Below are 12,765 nucleotides of genomic sequence, written 5' to 3'. Positions count from 1 at the left end.
GGACCTCCATGTCGCCACACGTTGCCGCCCGTTTCCGTTTTGCCATGCGCCCCTTGGCGCTGGCCCTTCCGGCCGCCCTGCTGAGCCTCACCCCGACCCTCGCCCAGGCTCAGGAACAAACGGGCAGCCAACAGGCCAGCAGTCCGAAACGTCATTACTCGATTGCGCCGGGTCCATTGGTCAGCGTGCTCAACCACTACGCCGAGCAAGCGGGGATTTTCCTCGCTGGGCATAACGATCTGGCCAGCGGCAAACGCAGCCCGGGCCTGGAAGGCACCTTCAGCGAGCAGGAAGCGTTGCAGCGTTTGCTTCAGGGCACCGGCCTGCAAGCCCAACCCCAGGCCAACGGCGGTTACGTGCTGCACGCCGCCCCGCAGGCCAACGGCACGCTGGAACTGGGCGCCACGACAATTTCGGGCCAAGGGCTGGGCGCGACCACCGAAGACACGCATTCCTACACCACCGGTGCAGTGTCTTCGGCCACCGGCCTACCACTGTCGATCCGCGAAACGCCGCAGTCGGTGACGGTCATCACCCGTCAGCAAATGGACGACCAGGGTTCTACCAGCATCGCCGATACCTTGCGTCGCGCCCCCGGCATCAGCGTGCAAAACTACGACAGCGAGCGCTGGGAGTTTTCCAGCCGTGGCCTGCCGATCACCAATTTCCAGTACGACGGCGTCAACACTGACTATGACGGCGTCTACGATTACGGCACCACCAGCACCGACATGGCGACCTTCGACCGCGTCGAAATCATCAAGGGCGCGACCGGCCTGATGACCGGCTCGGGCGACCCTTCGGCCACCGTCAACCTGATCCGCAAACGCCCGACCAAAGAGTTCAAAGCCTCGGTCACCGGCACGGTCGGCTCCTGGGACAACTACCGCACCGAAGGTGATATCTCCGGCCCGCTGACCGAGAGCGGCAACGTGCGCGGGCGTTTCGTCGGGGCCTATCAGGACCGCAGCGCCTACATGGATCACTACCAGAACACCAAGGACATTGCCTACGGCATCCTTGAAGCGGACCTGACCCCGGACACCCTGGTGACCTTCGGTATCGACCAGCAGAACACCCGCTCCCGTGGCGCCAGTTGGACCGGTTTTCCGATGTACAACAACGACGGCTCGCGGACGAACTTCTCGCGCTCCTTCAACCCGGCCACCGACTGGAGCCGTCGCGACTTCACCAACCAGACGATCTTCGCCTCGGTGGAACAGCAACTGGCCCACGACTGGAAACTCAAAGTCAGCTACGACCGCAAGCATCGCCAGCATGACACCCTGCTCGCCTCGGCCAGCGGCGGTAATCCGAACCCGGTGACCGGTGAAGGCATGTACATGTTCATGGGCAAGTTCAAGGGCGATCAGGTCCAGGACAACCTCGACGTCAACCTCACCGGCCCGTTCAGCCTGTTCGGCCGCGAGCATGAGTTGATCGCCGGGTTCATGTCGATGAACACCCGCCAGGACATTCCGGTGCATGGGTCGGTGTATCCGCCCGTGCCGGGCAGCATCTACGACTGGCGCGGCGAGTTCCCCAAGCCGGACATTCCGCGCGTCGGCAGTAACGACATTGTCCAGCGCCAGACCGGCGCCTACCTGGCCACCCGGCTCAAGCCGACGGACGACCTGTCGGTGATCATTGGCACCCGGGTCAGCAACTTCACGGCCAACGACGACCTCGACTACACCGATCCGACCCGGCCGGACCTGCACGACAGCTACCGCCAGACCGGTGTGGTCACGCCGTACGCCGGGCTGGTCTACGACCTCGACGACACATATTCCGTGTACACCAGCTACACCAACATCTATCAGCCGCAAATGAGCAAGGATGCCGAGCGCAAACTGCTCGACCCGGTAGAAGGCGACAGCTACGAAGCAGGGATCAAGGCTGCGTACTTCGGCGGTCGCCTGAACGCCAGTTTTGCAGTGTTCCGCATCGAACAGGACAACGCCGCCCAGTACGTCAGCGGCGTTGAAACCGACTCCGTGTACCGTGCGGTGCAAGGTGCGACCACCAAAGGTTTCGAGTTCGAACTGGCCGGTGAAGTGCTGGAAGGCTGGAACCTGTCGGCCGGTTACACCTACAGCCACACCCGCGATGCCGAAGGCAATTACGTCTACGGCTCAGTGCTGCAAACCACCGCCCCGCAGCAAGTGGTGCGGGTGTTCAGCACCTACCGGTTGCCCGGTGAATGGGAAAACCTCACCGTCGGCGGCGGCGTGAACTGGCAGAGCGAGTTCTTCGGTAACGTGTTCCAGCCCAACCCGAATGACAGCGTCAACTTCGGCCAGTACTCGCGCATCACCCAGGACAGCTACTACCTGGTGGACCTGATGGCGCGCTATCGCTTCAACGATCACCTGAGCACGACCCTTAACGTGAAGAACCTCTTCGACAAGAAGTACTACACCGGCCTGGGCAACTTTGGCACCGGTTTCTACGGCGAACCACGCGCCCTGCAACTGACCACCAAATGGGACTTCTAAGCTGAATCAACGCCGCTGCCGAGGGACTGGCAGCGGTGCTTGTGCGTACTTGTCGATCTGCGGTGCAGCCAGACGACTATGGGCTGGCTACGCTGATAATCCAGTGTGCCAATCCGCAGAGGAGCATCGTCATGTCGCGCATTCAGAAGCTCACCCCCTGCCTGTGGTTCGACGACCAAGCCGAAGCCGCCGCGCAGTTCTACTGCTCGGTGTTCGAACACTCCACCATCACCGCCATCACCCGCTACGGCGCAGCCGGTTTCGAGTTCCACGGTCGCCCCGAAGGCTCGGTGATGACCGTCAGCTTCGAACTCGACGGTCAAGGCTTCACGGCCCTCAATGGCGGACCGGTATTCCGGTTCAACGAAGCCATTTCGTTTCAGGTCAATTGCCACAACCAGTTCGAGGTCGACCACTTCTGGAACGCCTTGTCCGTGGGTGGCGACCCGCAGGCGCAGCAATGCGGCTGGCTCAAGGACCGGTTCGGCCTGTCATGGCAGATCGTACCCCTCGCCCTGACCGACATGATGAAAGACCCCGATACCGCGAAATCCCAACGGGTCATGCAGGCCCTGTTGCACATGAAGAAGCTTGATATCGCGAGACTCGAGCGAGCCTTTAACGGCCAGAGCTAATACACTCAAGCCCTGGCCTGCCAAGGGACGCTCATCGATGAAACACGCGATTGCCAAGAACACCGACACCGCCCCGCACTTCTGGCGCGACACCGCCCTGCCCTTCATCGAGGCCCGCGCCATCGCCGATGGTCGCGAGGTCTGCTACGCCCGCCACTCCCACGAGCACTTCTCCATCGGTGCAATCACTGCCGGGCGCAGCACCTATGTCCATGAACGCTCCGCGTTCGAGGTCAGCACCGGCACCGTGGTGCTGATGAACCCCGGCGACGTACACGCCTGCAACCCCATCGACGATCAACCCTGGTCGTACCGCATGCTCTACATCGATACGCCTTGGCTGACCGATCTTCAGCATCAATCGGGTTTCAGCGCGACGCTGGGTTTTCGACGCTTTGACCTCACCCATAGCACCGACACCCGATTGTTTGAAGGGCTCAACCGGTTGTACGAAACCCTGGTGGACGAACAGGTCGAAACCCTGGAGAAACACAGCGCCGTCGTGGCGTTTTTCAGCGAAGTGCAGCAGCGGCTCAACCCGGCGGGCGAGACGTTACGTGAGGCCAACTTCAAGCTGGAACGGGCGGCCGACTACATCCACGAACACTGCACCCTGGCACTCAAGCTGGAAGACATTTGCCAGGCCGCCGACCTGTCGGCCTCGTACCTGATTCGCGCCTTCAAGCAGCATTACGGCATGACGCCCCACGCGTTTCTGGTCAACCGGCGCATCCAGTTCGCCACGGCTCAACTGCGCAGGGGCAAGCTGATCGCCGACGTCGCCCTGGAAGCCGGTTTTGCCGATCAGGCGCACTTTCAGCGCGCCTTCAAACAGCACCTGGCCGCCACGCCGGGACAGTATCGCGGTTAAGCGCTCAAGGTGTTGGGTAACACCAGATACCCCGCGCTGATCGCCAACAACAAGGCCATCACCCGATTGAACACGCGCATGCCTCGCGGGTTGCCCAGGTGGCCGCGCAGGAATGTCCCGGCATAGGCCCAGCAGCCGACCGACAGGTAACAGACCACCAGGTACACCGCCGCAAACTGCCAGACTAAGCGCGCCTCGCCATCGGCGACGAACGCGCCCATCCCCGCAACACAGGCCAGCCAGGCCTTGGGGTTGAGCCACTGCATCAGCGCGCCGTAGAACATCGTGGGCGCCTGACCGCCGCCATCGGTGCTGAGCCGTCCGTCATCGGCCGCCAGTTTCCAGGCCATGAACAACAGAAACGCCACCCCCGCCCACTGCACAACCCGGGTCAGGGCGGGCCAGAGTTTCAATAGTTCATGCAGCCCCAGCCCCATCAGCACCAACAACAACACAAAGCCCAAAGTGGCACCCGCGACATGCCGCTGGCTGGCGCGCAAACCGTATTGGGCGCCAGCGCTCAAAGCAACGATGTTCACCGGGCCCGGTGTGATCGAAGACGCCAGCGCAAATGCCGCCATGGAAAGGATCAAACTCATTGCACACCTTCTTCAGTACAGTCGTGGGATTGGAGGCACTCACCGTAACCAGTACCCTCAGGACCTGTATTGAAGAAAACTGCCCCGTACACGGCCGGTCAGGCTGTCGGTGCGATCCTGGGGCGGTTACTATCGTCACCGGTCAGCGGCCCTGCGGCGCACACTGGCGCCCCCCACTTTCAGCAACCCCGAACAGGGGCCGACAGCCCCGCAAGGATGCAAAGACACGACAATGGACCGGCACCTCTCCCTCATAATCTTGGTAACCGTGATCCCTGGCAACGCCGAGTCCGACTCATGAAGCGCTGGCCGTTCATCACGCTGGGGCTTGTCGCCGTCGCGGGCGTGATCGCCGTCGTTTACCGCATGCCACCCCCGGCACCGGAAGTTGAGCCGGAGCTGTTCGAGTTCTATGCCAGCGGTTTCCCCCAATATGGTGTGGCGGACACCCAGGGCCGCGTACTGCGCCTGGACAACAGCAAGCCGGAGCACCTGGCAGCCAATCGCTGGATGGCGGTCGATTACGAGGCCAAAACGTCAGTGTGGTTTGACGATAGCGGGCGGATTCTGGCGCAAGCAGGCTATACCGAAGTCAAGGATCCACCGTTAGAGCGCAACCCCGCCGACCCGGCCAAAGAACCACTCTGGCCCATTTGGTCGGAGCAGGGAACGGCGCTGATGGCGGCCGATGGCAGCCTGCCGATTGCCTGGCAGAAAGGGTTCGGTGACTGGAAGGCCACCCCCCATCCCGGACGTGTCAGCTGGATGCCGCGCGACGGTGATGAAGTCATTTTCGACTGGCGCGGTCGTGAGCGCATGCGCATCAATGTCAGAGAAGAAATGCGCGCCTCCGGCCCCTTCAGCGACCGGGCGCTGTACCTGATCTGCAGCTATGACCCGGAGCAACCCTGCACCCTGCGCGACGAAGACGGCAAGGTCGCGCTGACGCTCAAGGCAGACGAACTACGTGAACTCGACAATGGGCAATGGCTGGGGCGCTGGGGCAACGCCTGGCGCAAGCTCGACGCCCTGGGCCAACCGCTCGACAACCACGTATACGCGTCCGGTCAATACGGAGGCCGTTTTCGTACTCCTGAAACGAGCATTACCTCGCCAGAATGGCCAATGTGGGTCACCGCTTACCAGTTGGCCAGTGATGGGGAAAACGTCCTGGCGGAAACTGAGGTGAGCGGTTTCATGCACCGCGACGGGACGTTCTACCCCGTGCCGAAAGCCGTTCGAGCGCATGACATGTGCCCCGGTACCTGGCGAGTCAGCGACAAACGCCCCACCTTCAATGAACGATTGGTGGACGACCAGGGGCGACCAATCACGGCCCCCGGCTCTGACAGTTGGCGAGCCCTGGAAGGCCATGCCGACCGTTACCTTGTCGGCACCGACAACCTCTACTCAGTCGTCAATTGCCGTGCCCAACCGTTGTTCGCAGATGCCCAAGTGCACGAACTCACACCACTGGGGCCGGGCCTTACCGGGGTGCTGCCGGGAGAAACAACACCGCGTGTCTGGGTCGATTCGCAGCTGAAAAAGCATGTTCTGCCCCAAGGCAGTCGCATCACGGACGTGGCCAGCGATGGCAGCCTGTTGCTGGTCGAGATGGATGAGGCGCTGCGCGCCTACAACGTTGCAGCGTCGCGTTTCGTCGGCGAGGGCTTTGAGTACACGCAAAGTGTTTCGCCGCAAGGCATGATATTCCTGCGCAACGGCTACTACGGGCTGATGGACAACCAGGGCCGTGAGGTGCTGGCACCGGTGCACTACGAAATTATCTTCTGGGGCCCGGACCGTGTCTGGAGTCGCCGTCCCGTGTCCGAGGGTGATGTGTTGAGCCTGCATGACGTGAACGGAAAGATTATCGGCAGTTGGAAAGACGCCACCGTCAACCTGCTCAAAACCTGGCGCGGGAGCATCGACACCCAGGCCGTAGCTCAGCTCAACGGCAGCACTACGCGTATCGGCGAAGGCGACTACTTCCCTCAGCAGTGGGTCAACCGGGACGGCGCCGTCCTGATGACCGCGCTGGAGTGCCCGGAAGATGCCTCCATGCCCTCCCCTGTGCGTCCGGCACTGCTTGAAAGCAAAGGCCAGGCGCCCCGCTATCACGCTGGCCACTGTGAAATGCCCGCCGCTGTTCGTGCCGCGATAGCCAGGCAACCCGGCAGTCCTGGTTAAAACACCCACGCACGGCAGGCCGGCACGCGATTGTCAGGTGCACGCTTGGCCACTCCCTCAATGAGGGCCATCAGACGCTGTCGCGTCGGCCCTCTTTCATGGCATGGTTAAGCCACACTCGCCGATAACTTGAGACATTGCCGTGAGTCTGAGCATTTTTTTCGCCTTGGCCGCCGCCGCACTGTTTGGCGCCAGCACCCCGCTGGCCAAACTGCTGGGTGCCACGTTTTCCCCAGTCATGCTGGCCGGGCTTCTGTATTTGGGAAGCGGCATCGGCCTGACCCTCTGCCGATTGATCCGTGACCGCCAATGGAGCCCCAGCGGCCTGAAAGCATCGGAGTGGCCATGGCTGATCGGCGCCATTGTGTTCGGCGGGATACTCGGCCCCGTTGCGCTGATGGTCGGCCTGACCCTGACCCCCGCCTCAACCGCGTCGCTGATGCTCAACCTGGAAGCTGTGCTGACCGCGTTGCTGGCCTGGCTGGTGTTCAAGGAGAACGCCGACCGGCGGATTGTCGCCGGGATGCTGGCCATTGTCGCCGGGGGCGTCGTCCTCGCCTGGCCGCACGACTCGACCCGGGCGCTGGGCTGGACCGGGCCATTGCTGGTGGCGGTGGCCTGCGCCTGCTGGGCCATCGACAACAACCTGACCCGCAAGGTATCGGCCTCCGACGCCCTGTTCATCGCCGGCACCAAAGGCTGGGTTTCCGGTGCGGTCAACTGTTCGCTGGCGATCTTTCTCGGTGCCCGACTCCCCGACGCAGTAGCACTCGGCCCGGCGTTACTCCTCGGTTTTCTGGGCTACGGCGTCAGCCTGGTGCTGTTCGTGCTGGCGCTTAGAGGTTTGGGCACCGCACGCACCGGGGCCTACTTCTCGACCGCCCCCTTTCTTGGCGCCGCCCTGTCAATCCTGCTGCTGGGCGAGCCGGCATCATGGGCATTCTGGCTGGCCGCCATGCTGATGGGCGTGGGGGTGTGGATTCACCTGCGCGAAAACCATGCTCACGAGCATCAACACGACCCATTGCACCATGAGCATCGCCATGTACACGATGAACACCATCAACACGAACATGCCGATGAATGGGACGGGACCGAACCTCACAGCCATCCCCACCAGCATGCCGCACTGCGCCACAGCCATGCGCACTTCCCGGACATTCACCACCGCCACCGACATTGACGGCTGAACGTGTTCACATTCCGGCAACACCCTGCCCCTCACCTCATGACTCATGGTTTACACAAAAAGGACAGACCCGCGATGGATACCAGCGACAGCGTTTTTCATGCCCTTCATCACCATGGTTTGCTGATACTGCCCAATGTGGCCGACGCCGGCGGTGCCCGCCTGGTCGAGCAACGGGGCAGCAAGGCCGTGGCCACCAGCAGTGCGGCGGTGGCCTGGTCCCACGGTTACCAGGACGGCAATCAATTGCCGTTGCCCTTGCTGAGCAGCACCTTGCAGTCGATTGCCCGCGTCATCAGCGTGCCGCTGACCGTGGACATCGAGGCCGGCTACTCGGACGATCTGCAACAGGTGGCCAGGGTCATTGAAGCAGTGATCAGCGCCGGGGCCGTGGGGGTTAACATTGAAGACGGCGCTGGCTCGCCCGACCTGCTGGCCCGCAAGATCGAAGCGGCCCGCCAGGTGGCCGACATTCGGGGCGTGAAGCTGTTCATCAACGCACGCACGGACGTCTACCTGAAAAACCTGGTGCCCGCCAAAGCGCGTCTGGCCGAAACCTTGAAGCGTGCCGCGCAGTACCAGACGGCGGGTGCAGACGGATTGTTTGCGGCCGGCATGAGTGAGCCCACCGAGATTGCCGAGTTGTGCTGCGGCACGTCGCTGCCGGTGAACCTGCTGTCCCGCGAAAACTTACCCTCCCCACAAGCCCTGCAAGCCCTGGGCGTTCGCCGGTTGACGGCCAGGTCGAGCATTGCCGAATTTCTCTACGGCGCCATGGGCAGTCTGGCCAGCGGTTTTCTGCAGAGCGGGCAACTTGAGACTCAGCACCTGAAGGCCTTCAGTTACGGCGAATTGAACGCATTGATGGCGCCCTAGGGTCTGTACGAGAAGTCGCCGAGTGGCGATCAGGCAAGCCTGTTTTTAACGCAGCATGATCGACACGCAGGCAGTTTCCGTACAGAGCCTGGCGCTCCATCGAGTTTGAGCGCAAGAGGCCGGGTGCCATCCTGCGGGCAGGTCACTAACCTGTCCGCACTTCCCCACTGCGGCCCGGAGCCCCCATGCCTTATCACCACGCCAGTGAGTTCCTGGCGTCCATCGACCCGGACTGGGCGCGGCACATCAGGGCCATCGGCCCGTGCCTGCATCAGCCCAAACCGGCCCGCGATCCTTATGAAGCGCTGGTCCGGGCGATTGCCTATCAGCAACTTCACGCCCGCGCCGGGGATGCGATCCTGGGGCGGTTGATTGCGCTGTTTCCCGAGATGCCGTTCCCGACACCCGAACGCCTGTTGGCCACCGAGGTTGACGTGCTGCGCGGCTGCGGTTTTTCCGCAGGCAAGATCGCCACCCTGAAGGGCATCGCCCAAGGTGCACTGGACGGCCTGGTTCCGGACGATGCAACGGCGCGGGCGATGAGTGATGAAGCGCTGATCGAACGCCTGACCGCGTTGCGCGGTGTCGGGCGCTGGACCGTGGAAATGCTGCTGATCTACACCCTCGAACGCCTGGACATCCTGCCCGCCGACGACTTTGGCGTGCGTGACGGTTACCGGCGCCTCAAAGGCCTGGCGCAGACGCCCAGCCGCAAGCACATGATCGAAATCGGCCTGCCTTTGAGCCCCTATCGGACCGTGGCGGCCTGGTATTTGTGGCGAGTGCCAAAGCCTTGAAAAACTATGCACTGCTTGACGCTCAGGGCCAGCCGATACACAGCGCCGAGCACGGGACAGTCGGCGGTCATCGGCGCTCACGCATTTATGGCCGCCTCGACTGCCCGGCCGCCCTGCGTGCCATTGCTCGCGGCGGCTACGTGGCCCATCGGGTGTTCTTCAAGGACGAGGCCACCGCCCGCGCCGCAGGTTACCGACCCTGTGCGGTGTGCATGGCCAAGGCCTACGCCGAGTGGAAAGCTGAACACTCAAACATACGCCCTCACCGCCCAGCCGGGCCCTTGGAGCGCGGAGCCATCAGGCCCCACCTTTGGCCTGTTGCTCCAGGTGCAGTTGCAGTTGCGGATCGAGCTTCAACGCACCGGCCAATTCGTCCAGGTAAGTGCGTTCGGCCTCTTGCTGGTCGTCCACCAGCATGACACTGGCCAGGTACATTTCCGCAGCCATGGCCGGGTCCTGAGCAGACTGCGCCACATCGGCCGCGTCCAGGGGCCGGGCGACTTCCTCATCGAGCCATTGCTGCAGTTGCGGATCGTCGGTATGTCGACCGATTTCAGCGCTGATCATCTGCTGCTCTTGATCGTCGATCCGGCCGTCAGCCTTGGCCGCCGCGATCAAGGCCCGCAAAATTGCATGGCTGTGATCATCCGCCTCTGGCCCGGACAACTGATCCACGGTGCGTAATGCCTGCTGCGGCGCAGATGCCTGTTGCTGCTGCCAGTTCTGGTAGGCCTGGAACGCCATCATACCCAGTGACGCCAGCGCGGCGTAGTTGGTGCCGCCCGCGCGCGACTGCCCGGTGCCGCCACCAGACGAACCGCCCAGCAGGCCTCCCAACAATCCCCCCAGGCCAGCGCCGCCACCCGAACCCGCACCGCCGCCCATCAGGCCACCGAGCAGTCCGCCAAGACCGCCGAGCCCACCTTGTGCAGAAGCGTTTCCTTGTTGAGTCATCGAGGCCTGGCCGGCCCGCAGTAATTGTTCAAGCAAATCGCTGGTGTTCATGGCAAGCCCCTCGTCGATAACCGGCATTCAGACAGCCAACAATAGCCCGTGCACACCATTGCGCCACCGCCGTCTGGCTGACGCCGGATTACATCAGGCGCAACTCCAGATACTGCAACAGCATGATGGTCTTGCCATCGGCGATCTCACCGCTGCCCACCATCGCAATGGCCTGCTCGAACCCCAGTTCCAGCACCTCGATATCTTCACCCTCATCCGCCAGGCCACCGCCGTCGCCGACCCGGTCGTGGGGTTGATATTCGCCGATAAAAAAATGAATCCGCTCGGTCACCGACCCAGGGCTCATGAACGCCTCGTAAATTTTCTGGACGGATTCGACGCGGTAGCCGGTTTCTTCCTCGGCCTCTTTGCGAATGCGTTCCTCGGGGCTGGCGTTGTCCAGCAACCCTGCGGCAGTCTCGATCAGATAGCCGTCATGCCCGTTGACGTACGCCGGCATGCGGAACTGACGCGTGAGCAACACCGTACGTCGCTCGCGATTGAACAGCAGGATGGTTGCCCCGTTTCCGCGGTCATACACCTCGCGGGTTTGCGCCTGCCAACTGCCATCACGACGGCGCAGGTCGAAGCTGAACTTCTTGAGCACATACCAATTGTCGGAGAGGGTTTCTTGCGCCGTGATGCGAACAGGACCGGAGTTCATTGCACATCCTTTTTCAGTGAGTGGGGGCCAGCATCTCGTTTGAAATCGAGCACCGTCAAGGCTATTTCCATGGTCGAGCCGCCTAAGGCACTTCATACGCAAACCGCAGCTATACGTAAGCACCCACAATCCGCTTCACCTTCATCAGCGCCTGTCGAAGCGTGTCTGTGTCCACAGACCCCAATGCCAACCGGATCGCATGCGGTACGTGGACAGAAGTCGCATAAGGCTGGGCGGTTGAGACCGAAATGTGTTCGCGCATCAACGCCATCGCGATCTGGTCAGCCCTGGCATCCTCCCCCAAGGGCAACCAGAGAAAGTAGGAAGAAGGATGGTGAACGTATCGCAGCCCTGCCAACACATCGCTGGCCATGGCCTGCCTCGCTTGTGCGTCCGCACGTTTTTGCGCTTCCAGTTGGCTGACGGTTCCATCGTCGAGCCAGGCGCAGGCGATTGCGGTCATCACCCCCGGCGTGTTCCAGGTGGTCGCCCTGATCGTGCGCTCCAGGGCCGCCACCATGGGGGCCGGTGCGGCAACGAATCCGACGCGTAAGCCGGTGGCGATACTCTTGGATAACCCTGAAACGTACACCGTCCGTTCTGGCGCCAATTCAGCTAACGGTGGCGGCGCCTCTTGCGCCAGAAACGCGTACGCCGCGTCCTCAATGATCAACAGTTCATGCTTGCGCGCTATCGATACGAGCTGCTCGCGCCGATCCGCCGCCATCACCCAGCCCAACGGATTGTGCAGGGTCGGCATGCTGTAAACAGCGCGCACCGAGCGGCTGCGGCAGAGTGTTTCGAGGGCATCGAGATCAGGCCCCTCGTCCGTTGCCGCAATGGGCACCACTTCAAGCCGCAGCGTTTCGGCCAGCACCTTGAATCCCGGGTAAGTCAACGCGTCGGCCGCGATGACGTCACCGGGTTGCAACAGTGCCATCAGGGTCACCGCCAACCCATGCTGGGCACCGCTGACGATCAACACCTGCTCGGCAGGCACTGTCAGCCCGCGTGTACGCAGGTGACGCGCGACCGATGCCCGCTCATGCAGGCGCCCCGCATGCGGCTGGTAGCGCAGGTGGGACTCCAGGTCACCGGACAGCGCGAGCTGGCGCAAAGCGTGACGCAACAGTTCGGCCTGCCCGGGCAATGCGGGATAGTTGAAGTTAAGATCGATCATCCCGACTGCAACGTCTTGCTGGTCTATGCCAAGCCCTGGAGACAAGGACGTCTCCCGGACAAACGTGCCGCGCCCCGTTTCCCCACTGACCAGCCCCATGGCTTCAAGCTCTGCATAGACCCTGCTGGCGGTGACCAGGGCCAGCCCTTCTGTGGCGGCAAGGTGACGGTGGGTCGGCAAGCGTGTGCCGGGCGGCAAACGCCCGGAGCGGATATCGGCGGCAAAGGTGTCAACCAGCGACTTGTACCGGGAGCGAGGCAT

11 protein-coding genes and 1 pseudogene are annotated in these 12,765 nt (G+C 62.5%); 8 read left to right on the top strand and 4 right to left on the bottom strand.

All coding sequences use genetic code 11. The features are described 5' to 3' along the window. Positions 1 to 8 precede the first annotated feature (8 nt). The 3 genes from AC1Z1G_RS12335 (at position 9) to AC1Z1G_RS12325 (ending at position 4,004) form a co-directional block, all read left to right on the top strand. Positions 9 to 2,498, top strand: a complete 2,490-nt coding sequence (locus AC1Z1G_RS12335; protein ID WP_483627293.1) for a TonB-dependent siderophore receptor — start codon at positions 9 to 11, stop codon at positions 2,496 to 2,498. A 131-nt stretch (positions 2,499 to 2,629) separates the two neighbouring features. Beyond that, positions 2,630 to 3,133 (top strand): VOC family protein, encoded by a 504-nt coding sequence (locus tag AC1Z1G_RS12330; protein ID WP_483627291.1) that lies wholly within the window; start codon positions 2,630 to 2,632, stop codon positions 3,131 to 3,133. Positions 3,134 to 3,170: 37 nt separating this feature from the next. Next, a complete protein-coding gene (locus tag AC1Z1G_RS12325; RefSeq protein WP_483627289.1) occupies positions 3,171 to 4,004 on the top strand; it encodes an AraC family transcriptional regulator in 834 nt (277 codons plus the stop codon). On the opposite strand, the gene AC1Z1G_RS12320 is transcribed toward AC1Z1G_RS12325, so the two are convergent. Then, complete coding sequence (locus AC1Z1G_RS12320; RefSeq protein WP_483627287.1) at positions 4,001 to 4,603, bottom strand: LysE family translocator; 603 nt, start codon at positions 4,601 to 4,603, stop codon at positions 4,001 to 4,003. The genes AC1Z1G_RS12325 and AC1Z1G_RS12320 overlap by 4 nt on opposite strands. Before the next feature lie 297 nt (positions 4,604 to 4,900). Between AC1Z1G_RS12320 and AC1Z1G_RS12315 the strand changes: the two genes are divergently transcribed. The 5 genes and pseudogenes from AC1Z1G_RS12315 to AC1Z1G_RS12295 form a co-directional block, all read left to right on the top strand. Then, the gene (locus AC1Z1G_RS12315; protein ID WP_483627285.1) at positions 4,901 to 6,793 is read left to right on the top strand and encodes a hypothetical protein; all 1,893 of its coding nucleotides are present in this window, start codon (positions 4,901 to 4,903) and stop codon (positions 6,791 to 6,793) included. Positions 6,794 to 6,935: 142 nt separating this feature from the next. Further along, positions 6,936 to 7,976, top strand: coding sequence for a DMT family transporter (locus AC1Z1G_RS12310; RefSeq protein ID WP_483627284.1), 1,041 nt, complete (start codon positions 6,936 to 6,938; stop codon positions 7,974 to 7,976). A gap of 81 nt (positions 7,977 to 8,057) precedes the next feature. Then, a complete protein-coding gene (locus tag AC1Z1G_RS12305) occupies positions 8,058 to 8,858 on the top strand; it encodes an isocitrate lyase/PEP mutase family protein (protein WP_483627282.1) in 801 nt (266 codons plus the stop codon). Between the two features lie 185 nt (positions 8,859 to 9,043). Further along, positions 9,044 to 9,655 carry a DNA-3-methyladenine glycosylase family protein gene (locus tag AC1Z1G_RS12300; RefSeq protein ID WP_483627280.1) on the top strand — a complete coding sequence of 204 codons (612 nt, stop codon included), beginning with the start codon at positions 9,044 to 9,046 and terminating at the stop codon, positions 9,653 to 9,655. Next, positions 9,634 to 9,855 (top strand): annotated as a pseudogene (locus tag AC1Z1G_RS12295) (Ada metal-binding domain-containing protein); the annotation flags it as partial. The gene AC1Z1G_RS12300 and the pseudogene AC1Z1G_RS12295, both read left to right, overlap by 22 nt. A 97-nt stretch (positions 9,856 to 9,952) precedes the next feature. Here the strand turns inward: AC1Z1G_RS12295 and AC1Z1G_RS12290 are convergent. The 3 genes from AC1Z1G_RS12290 to AC1Z1G_RS12280 all read right to left on the bottom strand — a co-directional run bounded on the left by AC1Z1G_RS12290 (position 9,953) and on the right by AC1Z1G_RS12280 (position 12,765). After that, on the bottom strand, positions 9,953 to 10,660 hold the full coding sequence (locus AC1Z1G_RS12290) for a DUF533 domain-containing protein (RefSeq protein ID WP_483627279.1): 708 nt from the start codon (positions 10,658 to 10,660) through the stop codon (positions 9,953 to 9,955). 88 nt (positions 10,661 to 10,748) lie between these two features. Further along, positions 10,749 to 11,324 carry a GDP-mannose pyrophosphatase NudK gene (nudK, locus tag AC1Z1G_RS12285; RefSeq protein ID WP_483627277.1) on the bottom strand — a complete coding sequence of 192 codons (576 nt, stop codon included), beginning with the start codon at positions 11,322 to 11,324 and terminating at the stop codon, positions 10,749 to 10,751. A 109-nt stretch (positions 11,325 to 11,433) separates the two neighbouring features. Then, a complete protein-coding gene (locus tag AC1Z1G_RS12280; RefSeq protein WP_483627275.1) occupies positions 11,434 to 12,765 on the bottom strand; it encodes an aminotransferase-like domain-containing protein in 1,332 nt (443 codons plus the stop codon).

The sequence above is a fragment of the Pseudomonas sp. JL27(2026) genome (assembly GCF_056933555.1).
This window is presented reverse-complemented; position numbering and strand designations above follow the sequence as displayed.

Bases quoted from the DNA above. Each gene is read 5' to 3' on its own strand.
- AC1Z1G_RS12335 (WP_483627293.1), top strand. From the start codon at position 9: ATGTCGCCACACGTTGCCGCCCGTTTCCGTTTTGCCATGCGCCCCTTG.
- AC1Z1G_RS12330 (WP_483627291.1), top strand. From the start codon at position 2,630: ATGTCGCGCATTCAGAAGCTCACCCCCTGCCTGTGGTTCGACGACCAA.
- AC1Z1G_RS12325 (WP_483627289.1), top strand. From the start codon at position 3,171: ATGAAACACGCGATTGCCAAGAACACCGACACCGCCCCGCACTTCTGG.
- AC1Z1G_RS12320 (WP_483627287.1), bottom strand. From the start codon at position 4,603: ATGAGTTTGATCCTTTCCATGGCGGCATTTGCGCTGGCGTCTTCGATC.
- AC1Z1G_RS12315 (WP_483627285.1), top strand. From the start codon at position 4,901: ATGAAGCGCTGGCCGTTCATCACGCTGGGGCTTGTCGCCGTCGCGGGC.
- AC1Z1G_RS12305 (WP_483627282.1), top strand. From the start codon at position 8,058: ATGGATACCAGCGACAGCGTTTTTCATGCCCTTCATCACCATGGTTTG.
- AC1Z1G_RS12300 (WP_483627280.1), top strand. From the start codon at position 9,044: ATGCCTTATCACCACGCCAGTGAGTTCCTGGCGTCCATCGACCCGGAC.
- AC1Z1G_RS12290 (WP_483627279.1), bottom strand. From the start codon at position 10,660: ATGAACACCAGCGATTTGCTTGAACAATTACTGCGGGCCGGCCAGGCC.
- nudK (WP_483627277.1), bottom strand. From the start codon at position 11,324: ATGAACTCCGGTCCTGTTCGCATCACGGCGCAAGAAACCCTCTCCGAC.
- AC1Z1G_RS12280 (WP_483627275.1), bottom strand. From the start codon at position 12,765: ATGCCTCGCTCCCGGTACAAGTCGCTGGTTGACACCTTTGCCGCCGAT.